General features: G+C 72.7%; 8 protein-coding genes and 1 tRNA gene. 4 read left to right on the top strand and 5 right to left on the bottom strand.

What is annotated here, in order from left to right; genetic code table 11:
- Positions 1-138: 138 nt before the first annotated feature.
- A complete protein-coding gene (gene ligD, locus ABZ267_RS03180; RefSeq protein ID WP_356747974.1) occupies positions 139-1,038 on the bottom strand; it encodes a non-homologous end-joining DNA ligase in 900 nt (299 codons plus the stop codon).
- Between the two features lie 68 nt (positions 1,039-1,106).
- Here ligD and ABZ267_RS03185 point away from each other — a divergent pair, with 68 nt between their 5' ends.
- Both ABZ267_RS03185 and ABZ267_RS03190 read left to right on the top strand, forming a co-directional pair.
- The gene (locus ABZ267_RS03185; RefSeq protein WP_356747976.1) at positions 1,107-2,216 is read left to right on the top strand and encodes a Ku protein; all 1,110 of its coding nucleotides are present in this window, start codon (positions 1,107-1,109) and stop codon (positions 2,214-2,216) included.
- Positions 2,217-2,293: 77 nt separating this feature from the next.
- Complete coding sequence (locus ABZ267_RS03190; RefSeq protein WP_356747978.1) at positions 2,294-4,114, top strand: serine/threonine-protein kinase; 1,821 nt, start codon at positions 2,294-2,296, stop codon at positions 4,112-4,114.
- Here ABZ267_RS03190 and ABZ267_RS03195 read toward each other — a convergent pair.
- Together ABZ267_RS03195 and ABZ267_RS03200 are read right to left on the bottom strand one after the other, a co-directional pair.
- Positions 4,083-5,786 carry a hypothetical protein gene (locus tag ABZ267_RS03195; RefSeq protein WP_356747980.1) on the bottom strand — a complete coding sequence of 568 codons (1,704 nt, stop codon included), beginning with the start codon at positions 5,784-5,786 and terminating at the stop codon, positions 4,083-4,085. The two genes, ABZ267_RS03190 and ABZ267_RS03195, sit on opposite strands and share 32 nt — an antisense overlap.
- A 404-nt stretch (positions 5,787-6,190) precedes the next feature.
- Entirely contained in the window at positions 6,191-9,445 is a 3,255-nt protein-coding gene (locus ABZ267_RS03200) for a BTAD domain-containing putative transcriptional regulator (RefSeq protein WP_356747982.1), read from the bottom strand.
- A 275-nt stretch (positions 9,446-9,720) separates the two neighbouring features.
- Between ABZ267_RS03200 and ABZ267_RS03205 the strand changes: the two genes are divergently transcribed.
- On the top strand, positions 9,721-10,971 hold the full coding sequence (locus ABZ267_RS03205) for a hypothetical protein (RefSeq protein ID WP_356747984.1): 1,251 nt from the start codon (positions 9,721-9,723) through the stop codon (positions 10,969-10,971).
- A gap of 445 nt (positions 10,972-11,416) precedes the next feature.
- Here the strand turns inward: ABZ267_RS03205 and ABZ267_RS03210 are convergent, their stop codons facing one another.
- Positions 11,417-13,630 (bottom strand): NB-ARC domain-containing protein, encoded by a 2,214-nt coding sequence (locus ABZ267_RS03210; RefSeq protein ID WP_356747985.1) that lies wholly within the window; start codon positions 13,628-13,630, stop codon positions 11,417-11,419.
- Positions 13,631-13,845: 215 nt separating this feature from the next.
- Between ABZ267_RS03210 and ABZ267_RS03215 the strand changes: the two genes are divergently transcribed.
- The gene (locus ABZ267_RS03215; protein ID WP_356747986.1) at positions 13,846-14,739 is read left to right on the top strand and encodes an HNH endonuclease; all 894 of its coding nucleotides are present in this window, start codon (positions 13,846-13,848) and stop codon (positions 14,737-14,739) included.
- A gap of 85 nt (positions 14,740-14,824) precedes the next feature.
- On the opposite strand, the gene ABZ267_RS03220 is transcribed toward ABZ267_RS03215, so the two are convergent.
- Positions 14,825-14,896, bottom strand: a tRNA-Arg gene (locus tag ABZ267_RS03220).
- Positions 14,897-14,903 lie beyond the last annotated feature (7 nt).

Consider the following 14,903-nt stretch of genomic DNA (forward strand, 5'->3'; position numbering starts at 1 on the left):
GAAGAAAGCGCCTGCGCAGAGTGTGCACCACGGCTCCGACAATCCACCCGCCACTTGTGGCCTTTCCTCAGGCCGTGACCAGGTCATGACCCTGCCATGACGGGACGGCCGAAAGGGAGCCTGTGAGTTGGCTGTGCGTCACGGCGGATCCGCCGGAAGCGGTCGAGCCCGTTCCGGGTCGAGGAGCGGGCCGAGCAGGTCTCCGTACCGCTCCAGCCGCCCGGCCATGTCGTCCGCCCGGAACACCAGCTCCTCGGGCCTCCGGCACCGCTCGATCTCCTCCCAGGTGACCGGCGCGGAGACGGTGGGCTCGGGCCTGGCGCGCAAGGTGTAGGGGGTGGCGGTGGTCTTCGACGCGGAGTTCTGGCTGAAGTCGACGAAGACCTTGCCGGGCCGCAGGGCGCGCTTCATCCGGTGCAGGGCCAGCGCCGGGAGCGCGCTCTCGGCCTCCACCGCGAGCCGCTTGGCGTACGCGGACACCTCAACCGACGGAACCGGCTTCAGCGGGACCAGCAGATGCAGGCCCTTGGAGCCGGACGTCTTCCCGTACGAGGACAGTCCGTCGGCGGCGAGCCGCTCCCGCAGCCAGAGCGCCACCGCGCAGCACTCCACGATGGTCGCGGGAGCGCCGGGATCCAGGTCGAAGACCATTTGGTCGGCGATCTCCGGCGCCTGTGCCCGCCACTGCGGAGTGTGGAACTCCACCACCAGATTGGCCGCCCACATCAGCGCGGGAAGGTCCTGGACCATCACCTGGCGGGCGCCCGGGTCCTCGCTGCGCGGGACCGGAGTGGTCTCCACCCAGTCGGGCGTACCGGGCGGCGGATTCTTGGTGAAGAAGAGCTGCCCGTCGGGCCCGTCCGGATAGCGCAGGAAGGAGACCGGCCGGTCGCGCAGATGAGGCAGGATCACGCCCGCCGCGGTGGCCGCGTAGTAGTGCAGCACCTCGCCCTTGGTGGTCCCGGTGGCCGGATACAGCACCTTGTCGAGATTGCTGAGCGAGAGGCGCCGCCCCTCCACCTCCGTGATCGGCGTCATAGGATAAGAGTCACACGAAACAGGCGAAAACCTACTCAATCGTCTTCGGCGGCCACAAGGGGTGAACGGTGAGGTCCATATGGAACGGTGCGATCTCCTTCGGGCTGGTCAGCATCCCGATCAAGCTCGTCAACGCCACCGAGAACCACGCGATCCACTTCCGGCAGATCCACCTCGCCGACGGTGGCCGGATCCGCTACCGCAAGGTCTGTGAGCTGGACGAGGAGGAGGTGTCCGGCGGCGAGATCGGCAAGGCGTACGAGGACGCCGACGGCACGATGATCCCGATCACCGACGAGGATCTCGCCCAGCTCCCGCTGCCCACCGCCAAGACCATCGAGATCGTCGCCTTCGTGCCCGCCGACGAGATCGACCCGCTCCAGATGGACGCGGCGTACTACCTCTCCGCCAACGGGGTCCCGGCCGCCAAGCCGTACACCTTGCTGCGCGAGGCCCTGAAGCGCAGCAACAAGGTCGCCGTCGCCAAGTACGCGCTCCGCGGCCGCGAACGGCTCGGCATGCTCCGGGTCGTGGACGACGTGATCGCGATGCACGGCCTCCTCTGGCCCGACGAGATCCGCGCTCCGGAAGGCGTCGCACCGGACGGCGACGTCACGGTCCGCGACGCCGAACTCGACCTGGCCGACGCCTTGATGGACACGCTCGGCGAGGTCGACATGGACAGCCTCCACGACGACTACCGGGAGGCGGTGGAGGAGCTGGTCGCCGCGAAGGCGTCGGGCGAGGCGGTGCGGCCGTCGGAGTCGAAGGAGAGCGGCGGCGGCAAGGTCATCGACCTGATCGCGGCGCTGGAGAGCAGCGTCCGCGCGGCGAAGAAGTCGCGCGGTGAGGAGGACGAGGAGGAGGGGGCCGAGGCCGAAGGGGACATGGCGGAGGTCCATCCGATCAAGAAGAAGGCGGCGCCTCGGAAGTCCGCGCCGCAGAAGTCCACGCCGAAGTCCACGGGCGGTAAGAAGTCCACGGCGTCCTCCGCGTCCTCGGCCAAGAAGACGGCGCAGAAGAAGACGGCGGCCAGGTCGACGTCCTCCGCCTCGTCCTCCAAAGGATCGTCCTCGGCGTCCTCAGGCTCGTCCTCGGCGAAGAAGCAGACGGCGTCGAGCGGCCGGAGCGCCACCAAGAAGAAGACGGCCGCGCCGCGCAAACGAGCCTCCGCCTGACCGGCCCGCGTACCGATCCCGGCACAGACCTCCGCCCCGGCTCCCTCCTGTCGTACCGCACCCGTACGCTACGGCGCATGAGCGCAGAGGCCCCCTCGGGACGGGTGATCGACGGCCGCTTCACGCTGGTGGAGCGGCTCGGCAGCGGCGGCATGGGCATGGTGTGGCGGGCCCACGACGAGGCGCTCCACCGTGACGTGGCCCTGAAGGAGGTACGGCCTCCGGATCCGGCGCTCGCGGAGTACGACCCGGAAGGCGCCCGCACGCTCCGCGCCCGGGTCCTGCGCGAGGCGCAAGCCCTGGCCCGCCTGGACCATCCGAACGTGGTCACCGTCCACCACATCGTCGACCCCGGCGAGGACGGCTATCCGTGGATCGTGATGGAGCTGGTGGCCGGCTCCTCCCTCCAGGACCGGCTGGCCGAAGGGCCGATGGACCCGGCCCAGGCCGCCGAACTGGGCCGTGGCATCCTCTCCGCGCTCAACGCCGCCCACGCCTCCGGCATCCAGCACCGCGACGTCAAGCCCGCCAACGTCCTGCTGCGCACCAACGGCCGCCCGGTCCTCACCGACTTCGGCATCGCCGCGATCCGCGAGTCGACGAGCCTCACCATGACCGGCGCGCTGATCGGCTCGCCCGACTACATAGCCCCTGAGCGCATCCGCGGCACCGAGGGTGACCCGTCCTCGGACCTCTGGTCGCTCGGCATGATGCTGTACGTCGCGGTCGAGGGCCACCATCCGCTCCGCAAGGCCACCACGCTCGCCACTCTGGCCGCCGTGCTCGACGAGGAGGTGCCGCCGCCGGTACGGGCCGGTGCGCTGACGTCCGTACTGAAGGCGCTCCTGACCCGCGACATCCCGGCCCGCCCTGACGCGGCGACCCTGGACCGGATGCTGGCGGAGGCGGCGAGGCCTCAGCCGGCCCAGGACCCCAGGAGTGCCTACGGATCGCCTCCGCCGTCCAGCACGCAGCCGCCGCAGCCGCAGCCGCCGCAGCCACCGGCCGGTTTCGGCCACCCGTCGGCCTTCTCCACTCCACCGCCCTCCGCCACTCCGGTGGACGCACCGCACCACCCGTACGCGAACAACCCGTACGCCGGCCCGGCAACGCCTCCGACACCGCCGCCGGCCACGGCCCCGACGGTCACCGGTGACGAGGAGCACAGACACCGCCTCCAGCGCCGGACCCGGATCATCAGCACGGCCGCGACCGTCGTCTCGGCGGCGGTGCTGGCAGGCGCCTTCTGGATGATCGACCCGTCGTTCTTCCGAGGCGGAGGCGGCGGTGATGACGGCGCGAAGGGCAGCAACCGGCCGGACACCACGGCGAGCGCCCCGGCGAACGACCGCACCGCCGTGCCGCCCACCGCAGCGGGCCAACCGGTCGTGGACGACGAGGAGTCCGGCGCGGACGACGACGGCGACGACGGTGCGGAGGCGCCCGCCGACCTCCTCACTCCGCAAGGAGCGCGGCAGGCCATCGCCGCGCTGAAGCCGCTGATGGGCGGCACGAAGGTCACCGACTTCACGCTCTACGGCGAGCACGCCTCGGCCCAGGCGCCGCTGAAGTCCAACTCCCGCCTCTACGACCGGTTCAGCTACCGGAACGGACAGGCGAAGAACGACGACATGGGCGGCACGCTCATGTCCGGGGACAAGGCGGTCGACCTGGAATCCGTCGACTGGGACGCCTTGCCGGCCCTGCTGCGGACCGCCAGGACGAGCCTCAACATCCCGGAGCCGGAGAGCAGTTACGTCATCCTGGACCCGTCCTCGCCCTTCCACGACGACCGCCCGGTGCTGCGCGTGTACGTCTCCGACACGTACGGCGGCGCCTTCCTCACCGCCGAACTGGACGGCCGGGTCATCGAGAAGAGCCCGCGCGCGAAGGGCTGAGCTGCGGAGCCGACGCCGGGTTGATGTAGTCGGGCAGCGTGGGCAGGTCGAGCCCGAGCGGGCTGCGCTCGATGACGTAGGTGCAGCTGGTGTACGTGTACCCGGGTTGGACCTTCGACCCCGCCGCGTAACTGTCCACCCGGGACGTGGCGCCCGTACCGTGCTTGTAGAGGAAGTGGTATTCGCCCGCCGGCAGCTGGAGCCGGGCCTTCGGGTAGCTCCTGCCACTGGCCTTGCAGGCGAGCGCGGGACCGGCCGACGCGCTGTAGCGCCGGCAGTCGCCGCAGGGCTTGAGCGTGACGGTGCCGGTGACCGGCCCGGTGTAGAGCACCTCGACCGCGTTGGGCGCGTCATTACTGATGACGAGCTCCATCCTGGGCCCGCCGGGCGGACTCGACGGCGGCAGTCGCTTGCCGGCCGCCGCCCGGTCGTCGGCTATCTCGGCGGCGATGGCGATCTTCCGCGCCTGCGCCGCGCGTCCGTCGGCCTTGTAGGACCGCGCGAAGTCGGCCAGCGTCGTCCGCGCCTCGCCGAACTCCTTCTCCTGGAACTGGTCCACCCCGCAGGCGTACACCCCGTCCTGGATCCCCTTGCCGGCCTTGGTGCTCAGCCCCGGGACGCTCTCGGCGGGCAGCGCGGAGACGGTGGAGCGCAGGCCGCGCAACGCCTCGGTGGCCGCACACGGATCGCCGCCCTTCACCTCCGTGACGCGCCCGTCGATCCGCCCGCCGATGGCCGGAGCCACCTGCCGCGCGGAGGCGGACTCGGGGAACGTACGCAACAGCTCACCGAACTCCGCCGACCCTCCGGCGGCAGCGCCGCCCAGCCGCGACACACCGCACCCGTACAGCGACTCCGCGAGCGGCTCGTCGGGCCATCCGGCGAGGTCGCCGAGCAGCTCCTCGCCGACCGCCTCCGGCAGCGTCCGCAGGTAGGTCAGCGGCTCGACGGCATCGCAGTGCTGCTTGCCGGTGTACGGCGAGGAGACGGCGTCGTAGAAGTCCTTCAGCCGGTCCGGCACGAGCTTCGCCGCCCGGGAGTCGGGATGGTCCCGGTCGAGCGCGCGGTAGACCCCGAGCGCCCCCTCGTACTCACTCTTCACCGTCCCGAACGGCTGCGTGGCCGCGGCCGCGACCTTCCGGTCCCCGCTCTCCAGCCGGTCGAGCAGCATCTCCTCCCGCGCCTCGTCCCGCGCGGCCCCGTATGCCACGGTCCCACCGACCGGAACGGCCAGCAGCACCACGCCCAGCCCGACCGCCACCACCGGCCGCCAGGACCCACCGAGCGCGGAACGCAGCGCGATCCGCGCCCCGTCGGCCGCGGCGAGGACGAGCAGGAACAGATAGACGGCGAGCACCCGCGCGGGCACCCCGTCCGGATCGGCGGGCAGCGCCACGAACAGCAGCACCCCGGTGGCGATCCAGCATCCGACGGCCCGCCCCCACCGCCCCAGCAGCGCGTAACCGAGCCCGAGCCCGGTCAGATTGAGCAGCCCGGCCGCGACGGCCCGAAGCCCGGCCCCGGCGGGCGGCGGCCCGACGGTCGGCGGAGCGGACGGCGGCGGCGGAGCCCCTGACCCGGGCGGACCGGCAGGCGGCGGCGGAACAGCCCCACCGAACCCGCCCCCGGACACGCCCTGTCCCGCACTCCCGTACCGGTCAGTCGACTCCATCACGGTCCCCCCACCGCCGAGCCCTACAAGTCGTCGGAACTCTGCCCGGGGCCAGCTCGGTTCACGCGTGGCCGCATCGGCATTTTGCACGTGTTGTCGTATCGATCAGTGACCTATGGGGCCAAATGAGCCCGGAGTGAGGGGTGTTGACCGCGCATCCGCAACACGATCACCCGAACGGATGACCATGTTTGGTTTCCGTGACCCATCGCCTGTGCCATGATCGCTTAGTCGGATCTTCGACCCCTGGGATCACGGCCAACTCGGCCCATAGTGAAGGAAGTTGTCAGGCGCATGTTCTACAAGCTCCTCCAGTGGATGTGGTAGTGCCGTCCGGCCCGACGGGCCACGTCGCCGGCGGTTGATCCGCACCACGGCCGAACGGACCGGCACCCGGGCAAGGCTCAGGAGCCGGTCCTTCTCGTCACCTCCAGCAGCAACCGCCACAAGCTCTCCGCCTCGGCCTCGGACCCCAGGCTCCGGTACACCCCCACCGCCCTTTCGCCGTACTCCCGGGCCGGGTCGCCGCGCCCCAGGCGCAGCGCCGCCCGGGCCAGTCCCGCCAGCGCGCGGGCGGCGGCCGGGCGGGAGCCGGTACGTTCGGCCAGGTCGAGCGCCTGGCCGTTGACCTCGAACGCCACGTCCGGGCGGCCCGCCGCCTGGTGGACGTCGGCCACGCCGAGCAGGGCCCGGGTGCGTTCGTAGGCGCTGTCGATGCTCCGGGCGACCTCCTCCGCCAGCGTGAAGTGGAGCAGCGCCTCGCCGCCGTCGCCGTTCTCGGCGTGGGCGCCGCCCATGCTGATCAGCGCGTTCGCCTCGCCCAGCGCGTCTCCCCGGACCCGGTGGCTCTCCAGCGCCCGCCGGAAGCCGGCCAGCGCCCGCGGGATGTCGCCCATGGCCTGGTAGACCGCGCCGAGGTTCATGTCCAGTATGGCCAACTCCTGCTCGCCGCTGTGGAGTTGGGCCAGCACTCGTGACCGTTCGAAGTGGTCGTGGGCGTGCTCGATGCGTCCCTGGAGGCGGTGGATCTCACCGATGTTGTTGAACGCCCGGATCTGCCCCAGCAGGTCTCCCGTCCCCTCGTGCATCTGGAGCGTGAGCCGCGCCCGGCCGAGCGCCTCGTCGTACCGGCCCTCGTGGTGGAGCGCCGCTCCCTCCACGTTGAGGCACTCCGCCTCGCCGTGCAGGTCGCCCAGCTGCCGGTAGAGGGCCAGGGCCTGCGCCACCATGCGCAGCGACGGGCCGGTGTGGCCGGCGGCCAGGTGCGCGCGGCTCGCCTGCAACGAGGCGTCGGCGCACCCCGCCGGGTCGTCGAGGTCCTGGAACAGCGTCAGCGCCTCGCCCGCGCAGCTCAGCGCCTCGCCGTGCCCGCTCTGTGCCAGCATGTCCGCCGCCTCCACCAGCGTCCGCGCCAGCAGCACCGGGTTGCCGCGCGAGCGCAGCGCCTCCACGGCCGCGCCGTACAGCTCGTTGGAGACCGCCCAACTGCCCCAGATCCTCAAGGAAGGAGCGAGCGCGTGCGGGAAGAGCGCCGCGTGGTCCGGATCCTCCGCGGCGGCCGTACGGGCGGCCGCCAGCAGGTTGGCCCGCCCGGCGTCCAGCCAGGCCGCCGCCTCCTGGGCGTCACCGAACTCGGCTGCGTACGGCGAGCGTTGCTCGGGTTCGAGTGCTCTGCGGCGCGGGTGCGTGAGGCGGTGGGCCCGGTGCGCGGAGGTGAGGTAGTAGCCGAGGAGCCGGCCGACGGCTTCGGCGCGAGCGCTCTCCGGCTCCTCGGCGGTGCACATGCGCAGCGCGAACGCCCGGGTGAGGTCATGCAGTTGGTAGCGGCCGAGCACCGGCTCCGCCAGCAGATGCGAGTCCAGCAGCTCCTCGATGCTGCGCCGTACGTCCTCCGCCCCGGCGCCGGTCCCGCTTCCGGAGAGTGCGGTGGCGGCGGCCGCCGTGACGTCGGGCCCCGGGTGCAGTGCGAGCAGGCGCAGCAGCCTCCGCGTCCCGGGCGCCAGCTCCGCGTACGAGAACCGGAAGGCCGAGACGAACACCTCCTCGTCCAGCTCGTCCAGCGGATCGCTCGACTGCGCCAGCCGCTCCAGCAGGTGACGCAGGTCCCAGATCCGCCGGTGCCGGAAGCGGCCCGCGAGCAGCGTCGTGGCCAGCGGGTGGCGGCCACAGGCGTCCACCAGCAGCTTCAACGCGTCCGGATCCCGCGAGGTGCGGGCGGTACCGGCGATCCGCGTGAACAGGGCCGCCGCCTCCTGGTCGGGCAGCGCGTCCACCAGCAGCGAGGAGGCCCCGTCCAGCCCGGAGAGCCGGTTGCGGCTCGTCACGATCGCCAGGCATCCGGCCGAACCGGGCAGCAACGGCCGGACCTGAGCGGCGTCCCGCGCGTTGTCGAGCACCACCAGCACCCGGTTGCGCGCGGTCCACTCCCGCCACTCGGCCGCCCGTCCGTCGAGCGTCTCCGGCAGCCGGCCGGTGGTCCCGGCCGCGTGCAGCAGGAAGGCCAGGGCCTCGGCCGGATCGACGGGCCGCCGGCCGCTGAACCCGTGCAGATCGACGTACAGCTGACCGGCCGGATACGCGTCGGCCAGCCGGTGCGCGGCATGCACCGCGAGCGCGGTCTTGCCGATGCCGGGCATCCCGTGCAGCACGGCGAGCGGCAGCGCGTAACCGTCGCCGGTGAGCCCGTCGCGCAGCAGCTTCAGCTCCCGCGCACGGCCGGTGAAGTCCCGGGTGTCACGCGGGAGGTTGTTGCGTAAAGGAGGTACGGGAGGTGGGTGCGGGTTCGGGGGCTGGACGGCCGGGGCGGGGGCGTCGGGCGGGACAGAGACAGAGGTAAGGGCCGGCGCAGGCGGCGCGGTGGTCGGTGTCGGGCGCGGGCTGGCGGTGGCGGTGGCCGGGCGCGGCTCCGTCAGGCCCCGGTCCTGCTCCAGGATCCGCTGGTGCAGGGCCCGCAGGTCGGCCCCCGGGTCCAGGCCCAGCTCGCGCAGCCGCGTGTGGGTCGTGCGGTAGAGCTCCAGCGCCTCGCTGTGCCTGCCGCTGCGGTGGAGCGCCAGCATAAGCGAGCCGACCACGCCTTCCGCCAGCGGACTCTCCACCGCCAACTCCCTAAGCTCGCCGATGAGATCGGCGTGGCGTCCAAGCTCCAGCTCCAGCCGGATGCGCTCCTCCCGGACGTGACGGTGGTCCTCCACCAGCCGCGTACGCACCGATGCCGCCCACTCGCTGGAGCTCTCCGGCAGCGGCTCGCCGCGCCACAGGTTCTCGGCGGTCCGCAGCAGCCCGATCGCCCAGTCCGTCCGGCCCTGCTCCGCCGCCACGGCGGCCTCGGTGCGGAAGCGCTGGAAGCGGACCAGGTCCAGGTCGTTCTGGTCGCTCAGCCGCAGCTGGTACAGCCGGGGCGGCACCCGGTCCAGCCGGACGAGCGGGCCCACCGCCTCGCGCAGATGGCCGCGCAGCCGGGAGAGGTAGGTCTGCAGGGTGTCGGGGCCGGTGCGGGGCGGTTCGTCGCCCCAGACCCGCTCCATCAGCGTGTCCATGGAGACGGGCTCGCCGCGCGCGTGCACCAGAACCGCGAGCACACTGCGCTGTTTCACCGAACCGAGGATGTGCTGCTGGTTCCCGTGCCACAGTTCCAGGGGTCCCAGAGCGAGAAGGTCCATGTAGCCCCCCGATGGGTGCGCCACTTCCTGCCGCCGTCGGCGGCGTCCGCACGTCTGTGCGGAACAGTCCACTGTTCCCTGAGCCCCGGGCCCGGACCAGGGCGCACAGGGGGGCGAGCGGGGCGCACGGCGCAGCGCTTTTCGCCGTACAGCTGGAACGCAGGATTCCTGCACGCCGCCCGTCCACGCCCGTGGGCAGATGCGTTCCGGGCCGCCACCAGTCGCGGTCCCCGCGGGCCTGCCGGCCCGCGGCGACGGAAACGGGGACTGATCGGATGAGCCTGACCATGCCGGACCCACACCGGCCCCTTGTACCGGTACGCCTGGACGTCGACCGCTGGGCCACGCGGCGGACCCGCAAGAAGGTGCTCGCCGTGGTGCACACGGTCACCGCCGGGCAGCGCCTGCTCGAAGCCGTACGACTGCTGGAGGGCGACGCCCGGGTGCAGGTGTTCTTCACTCCGGCACCCGATGTGTTCAGCCACGGCGTCGACACCTTCCTGGAGCGGCTGGGCGGCCTGGTCCTGCCCTGGCACCAGGCGGTCCAGATGCCCTTCGACCTGGCGCTGGCGGCCGCCCACGGAGGGCTGCAGGAGTTACACGCCCCGGTGATCGTGCTGCCGCACGGCGCCGGGCACAACAAGCTGCTCCCCGCCGGGCAGCGCGGCCGCCGGGTCGCCGGACGCGTGGTCTACGGACTGAACCGGCAGTGGCTGATCCAGGACGGCCGGGTGGTGCCCGAGTCGATCGTGCTGGCCCACCACGAGGAGCTGACCCGGCTGGGCCGCGAATGCCCGGAAGCGCTGCCGGCGGCGGAGGTGGTCGGCGACCCCTGCTTCGACCGGATCACCGCGAGCCTGCCGCAACGGGCGCTCTACCGCGACGCGTTGGGGGTCGGCGCGCGGCAGCGGCTGGTGCTGGCCTGCTCCACCTGGGGGCCGGGCTCGCTGCTCGGCCGGCAGTGGGAGCTGCTGGAACGGCTGGTCGACGAGCTGCCCCGGGAGGAGTACCGGGTCGCGCTCCTGCTCCACCCGCACGTCTGGAACGCGCACGGCGAGTGGCAGATCCGCAGCTGGCTGGCGGACCTCGGGCGCGCGGGGCTGCTGGTGGTGAGCCAGTACGCCGACTGGGTCGGGGCGCTGGTCGCCGCCGACCACATCGTGGGGGACCACGGCTCCGTCTCGCTCTACGGATCGATGACCGGCGTCCCGGTCCTCATGGGCAACGTCCCGGAGGGAGACCTGGACCCCGGCTCACCCGCCGCCGAACTGGCCTCCATCGCCCCGCGACTCCACCCCGACCGCCCCTTGGGCCGCCAGCTGGCCCGCGCCGCCGCGGCCTACCGCACGGAGCGGTACGAGCAGGTGGCGGCCCGGATCACCTCGGAGCCGGGCCGGTTCGCCACCAGGATGCGTGCCCTGATCTACCGCAAACTCCACCTCCGCGCCCCCGCCGTCCGCCCGCGCGCGGACCACGCGCCATTGCCGGTGACGGTACGCCACGAGGAACGGGGGCCCGCCCGATGACCCCACCGACCGTACGGCTCACCGAGGACGTCCCGCAGCAAGGCGTCCGCCGGACCGGCGCCACGCTGCTCCACGCGGAGCGCGCGGTGCGCGTCGTGGACGAGCACGTACGCGTACGGCTGACGGCGCAGCACCCGATGCCGCTGCTGGCGGACGTGTTGGTGGCGGATCTGCCGGGTGCCGCGTTCCCGCCGCACGACAACCCCGCCCGGTACGCGGCCGACCTCGCCGACTGCCATCCCGGCGCCCTGGTGGTGGCCGTGTACCAGGGCGACCGCTGCTGGCTGCGGCTCGGCGGCCGGGTCCGGGAGGTGGTCCGTGAGCCGGGGTGGCCGGCGCACTCCTGGGCGGTCTGGGCCTCGGTGGCCCACGTCTGGCTGGTGGCGGGCCTGGACCCGGCCGCCTGGGACCCGGCCGCCGTACGGGTCGTCAGGACCGTACGCGGCTACTCACCGGCATCGCCTTGGGCCTCCCCGGACGGGCTCGGCCCAGGGGCTTCGGGGGCCGGAGCTTCGGGGGCCGGTGCCGGTTCCAGGGCCGCGAGCCGGGCCCGCGCCTCCTCCGCGTCGGCCGACCCCGACCGGCCCACGGAGGAGTACAGGGACAGCGCCTCCCGGTAGAACTGCCGGGCCTGATGGGGCTGCCCGCGCCGCTCGGAGAGCTGGGCCAGACCTCCGAGGACGCGGGCCGCCTCGAACCCGGCGGCCTGGACCCGTAACGCGGACAGCGCCGCCGACAGCTCGGCCTCCGCCCGACCGAGCCGGCCGAGCGCCACACAGGCCCGCCCGGTCAGGCCGGCGGCCCGTGCCGCGTTGTACGGGTCGCCGGCCGCCTCCAGCGTGAGGCGGGCGGCTTCGGCGTCGACGACGGCCTCCTCGTACCGCCCCTGGGAGAAGGCGACATCGGCCAGGTTGAACCGCGCGAGCGCACCGGCCCGGAGATCGCCGCAGGCAGGCAGCGTGTCGGCCGCGCGGGCGAACAGCTCGGCCGCGCGGTCCGGCTGCCCGAGCCGCTGATGGGCCAGCCCGCGGTAGTTCAGCGTCCGGGCATGGCCGAGAGCGTCACCGCGCTCCTGGAAGGAGGCCGCGGCCCGCTCGAACATCTCCAGCCCCTCGGCATGGGCACCGGCCGCGAGCTTTCCGAGCGCGCCGGAGGTGAGCATCCGGCAGACGGCCTCGCCGTTCCCGGCCTCCTCGGCGGCCACCAGCCCTTCCTGGTGCGCCTCGTGCCACTCCAGGTACCGCTTGCGGCGCGGGAACAGCGGCCACAGCGCGTCGGTGAGCTGCCAGGCGAGCTCCGGGACGCCCATCGGACGGGCGAGGCGGACCACCGCCATCAGATTGGGCAGCTCCCGCTCCAGCCAGTCCAGCGCCGCCTCCGTCCCGAGCTGCCCGAAGTCCTCCTCGACCACGGACTCGGTCCCGACCTCCTTCTCAAGGGAAGGCCGTCCGGGCTCGATGATCTCCTCCGCCCGGCCGGTGTAGGCGAGGTAGTGGTGGCCGATGCGCAGCAGCGCGGCGGTCCGCTCGTCGCCGCTCTCGTCCTGCGCGGCCCGTGCGGCGGCGTGCAGCCGCACCAGATCGTGGAACCGGTAGCGCTCGCCGCCCGCGGCCTCGGCGACATCGACGAGCAGATTCGCGTCGTACAGCGCGTCGAGCGCGTCGACGGCATCCTCGCCGAGGAGCGCCCGCGCCACCGGCCCGCCGAACTCGCGGCCCGGATGGAGCCCCAGCAGCCGGTAGAGCCGGGCCGCGACGGGCGGCAGCCCTTGGTACGAGAGGTCCAGCGCCGCCCGTACGTCATGGTCACCCTCTATGGCCAGCGCCTCCAGCCGCTCGTGCTCCTCCGACAGTGCCCGCACCATCGCGGTGATCCCTTGCCGGGGCCGGGCCGCCAGCCGCGCGCCGGCGATCCGCACCGCGAGCGGCAGCCCGGCGCAGAGCAGCACCAGCGCCCGCGCCTCCTCGGGCTGGGCGGCGACGCGGCCGTCGGCGAGCGTCGAGTCGAGCAGCTCGATCGCCGCCTCGGGCGAGAGGGGATCCAGGTGGAGCACATGGCCGCCGTCGAGGCTCAGCCCCGGCATCCGCCGCCGGCTGGTCACCGCCGTCACACACCGCCCGCCCGGCAGCAGGGGCCGCACCTGGGCGGCGGTCGCCGCGTCGTCGAGCAGCACCACCAGCCGCCGGTCGGCGGTCAACGACCGGTAGAGCGCGACGCGTTCACCGAGAGGCGACGGCACCTGACCGGCCGGCACACCGAGCGCCCGCAGGAACCGCCCGACCACCTCGCCGGGGTCGGCGGGACCGTCCGGCGCCTGGGCGCCCAGATCGGCGTACAGCTGACCACCCGGGAACTCCGGCCGCAGCGTGTGCAGCCAGGCCAGCGCCACCGCGGTCTTCCCCACTCCGCCGAGCCCGCTCACCGCCGCCAGCGTGGGATGCCCGTCCTCCGTGGCCCGGCACCGGTGCAGCTCCAGCGTGCGGAGCTCGTGCGTACGGTCGGTGATCCGGACCGATGGCGGTAACTGCCAGGGCGGCGGCACCTCTTCCCGCGCCCCGCCTCCCGACACATGAATGCCACCCTGCACGCTCCCGGCCTGCACCACGAAGCCGTGCACCGTACCGCTCAGGTCGTTGTTGCTGTGCTCGTGCCCCCGCATGCGTCCCCCTCCGGACAGCCGAGTACCAGCTTCCGCAGACATCCTTTCCGTACAGGCGCTCGATCACCCGGGCCTGCGGGGACCGACTGGGGCGGTGGCTCAGATTCTGCCTCGCGTTCCCAGGTTCTGGCATATGCCAGAAGGGCATGCCACTCGTTCGGGTGACGGACGAGGGCCTGAGCTGGTCGTCAGCGCCTGTGGCTAGCCTGATGGTCGTGACGACGAACAGCGGCGAAGAAGACGTGCTCGGTGCGCTGAGGAATCTGCAGACCCACATCAAGGACCGGCGACCGTCACGCCACAAGCCCATCACCCTCCTCTGGGCCATCGGCCGCCTGGCCGCCGAGCAGGAAGACACGCGGGACCACCTGGTCGGGTGGCAGACGTTCCGCGAGGAGGTCGGGCCGCTGCTGCGGGACTTCGGACTCCCCGACTCGCGGGTCACGCCCCAGTACCCCTTCTGGCACCTGCGCAGCAGCGGCCTCTGGGACGTGGAGGGAATCGATACGCGGGGGAGTACGCCGACCCCGTCCCAGCTGACCGCCGCAGGGGCGAGGGCCGGCTTCGGCAAGGAGGCGGCGAAGGTGCTCCGCCGCTCGCTGGCACGCGCCGAAGCCATCGGCCTGATCTGTTCCCGGTACCTCCCCGATGTCGATCGGGCGGCCCTGCTGGAGCGCGTCGGTCTCGCGGGATACGCCAGTGCGAGCGGTGAGCTTGCCGGCCGTGAAGGGAGCGTGTCTCGCAGCAGGCAGACCTCGTTCCGGCCCGACCGGGACACGCGGCTCGTCCGGCACATAAAGGAGCTGTACGACGACGCGTGCCAGGTGTGCGGAGCCCGCGTCGAGACGATGGACAGCCACTACAGCGAGGCGGCTCACATCCGCGGGCTCGGCGGGCCCCACCTCGGCCCCGATCAGCTGTCCAACCTGCTGTGCCTGTGCCCCAACCATCACGTCGAGTTCGACAGGTTCGCCATCTACATCGAGGAGGACTGGACGGTGCGGAGGAATTCGACAGGTGCCGTGGAGTACGAGCTCAAGCTCCATGCCGACCACGTCATCGAGCAGGACCACATCCGCTATCACCGGGCGTTGTGCGGGCACCGCTGACCGCCGTAGCCGCCTCCGGATACGCGAAGACCCCGCTGCCGGCGTGAACGCTGGTGGCGGGGTCTTGTCGGCACTTCCTGCGAAGTGCCCCCGGCAGGATTCGAACCTGCGCACCCGGCTCCGGAGGCCGATGCTCTATCCCCTGAGCTACGGGGGCGTATCGC

This window comes from Streptomyces sp. NPDC006174 (genome assembly GCF_040614075.1).
In the GTDB taxonomy this organism is placed as follows: Bacteria; Actinomycetota; Actinomycetes; order Streptomycetales; family Streptomycetaceae; genus Streptomyces.

Coding starts and splice junctions, on each gene's coding strand:
- ligD (WP_356747974.1), bottom strand. CDS start 1,038: ATGACGCCGATCACGGAGGTGGAGGGGCGGCGCCTCTCGCTCAGCAAT.
- ABZ267_RS03190 (WP_356747978.1), top strand. CDS start 2,294: ATGAGCGCAGAGGCCCCCTCGGGACGGGTGATCGACGGCCGCTTCACG.
- ABZ267_RS03195 (WP_356747980.1), bottom strand. CDS start 5,786: ATGGAGTCGACTGACCGGTACGGGAGTGCGGGACAGGGCGTGTCCGGG.
- ABZ267_RS03200 (WP_356747982.1), bottom strand. CDS start 9,445: ATGGACCTTCTCGCTCTGGGACCCCTGGAACTGTGGCACGGGAACCAG.
- ABZ267_RS03205 (WP_356747984.1), top strand. CDS start 9,721: ATGAGCCTGACCATGCCGGACCCACACCGGCCCCTTGTACCGGTACGC.
- ABZ267_RS03210 (WP_356747985.1), bottom strand. CDS start 13,630: ATGCGGGGGCACGAGCACAGCAACAACGACCTGAGCGGTACGGTGCAC.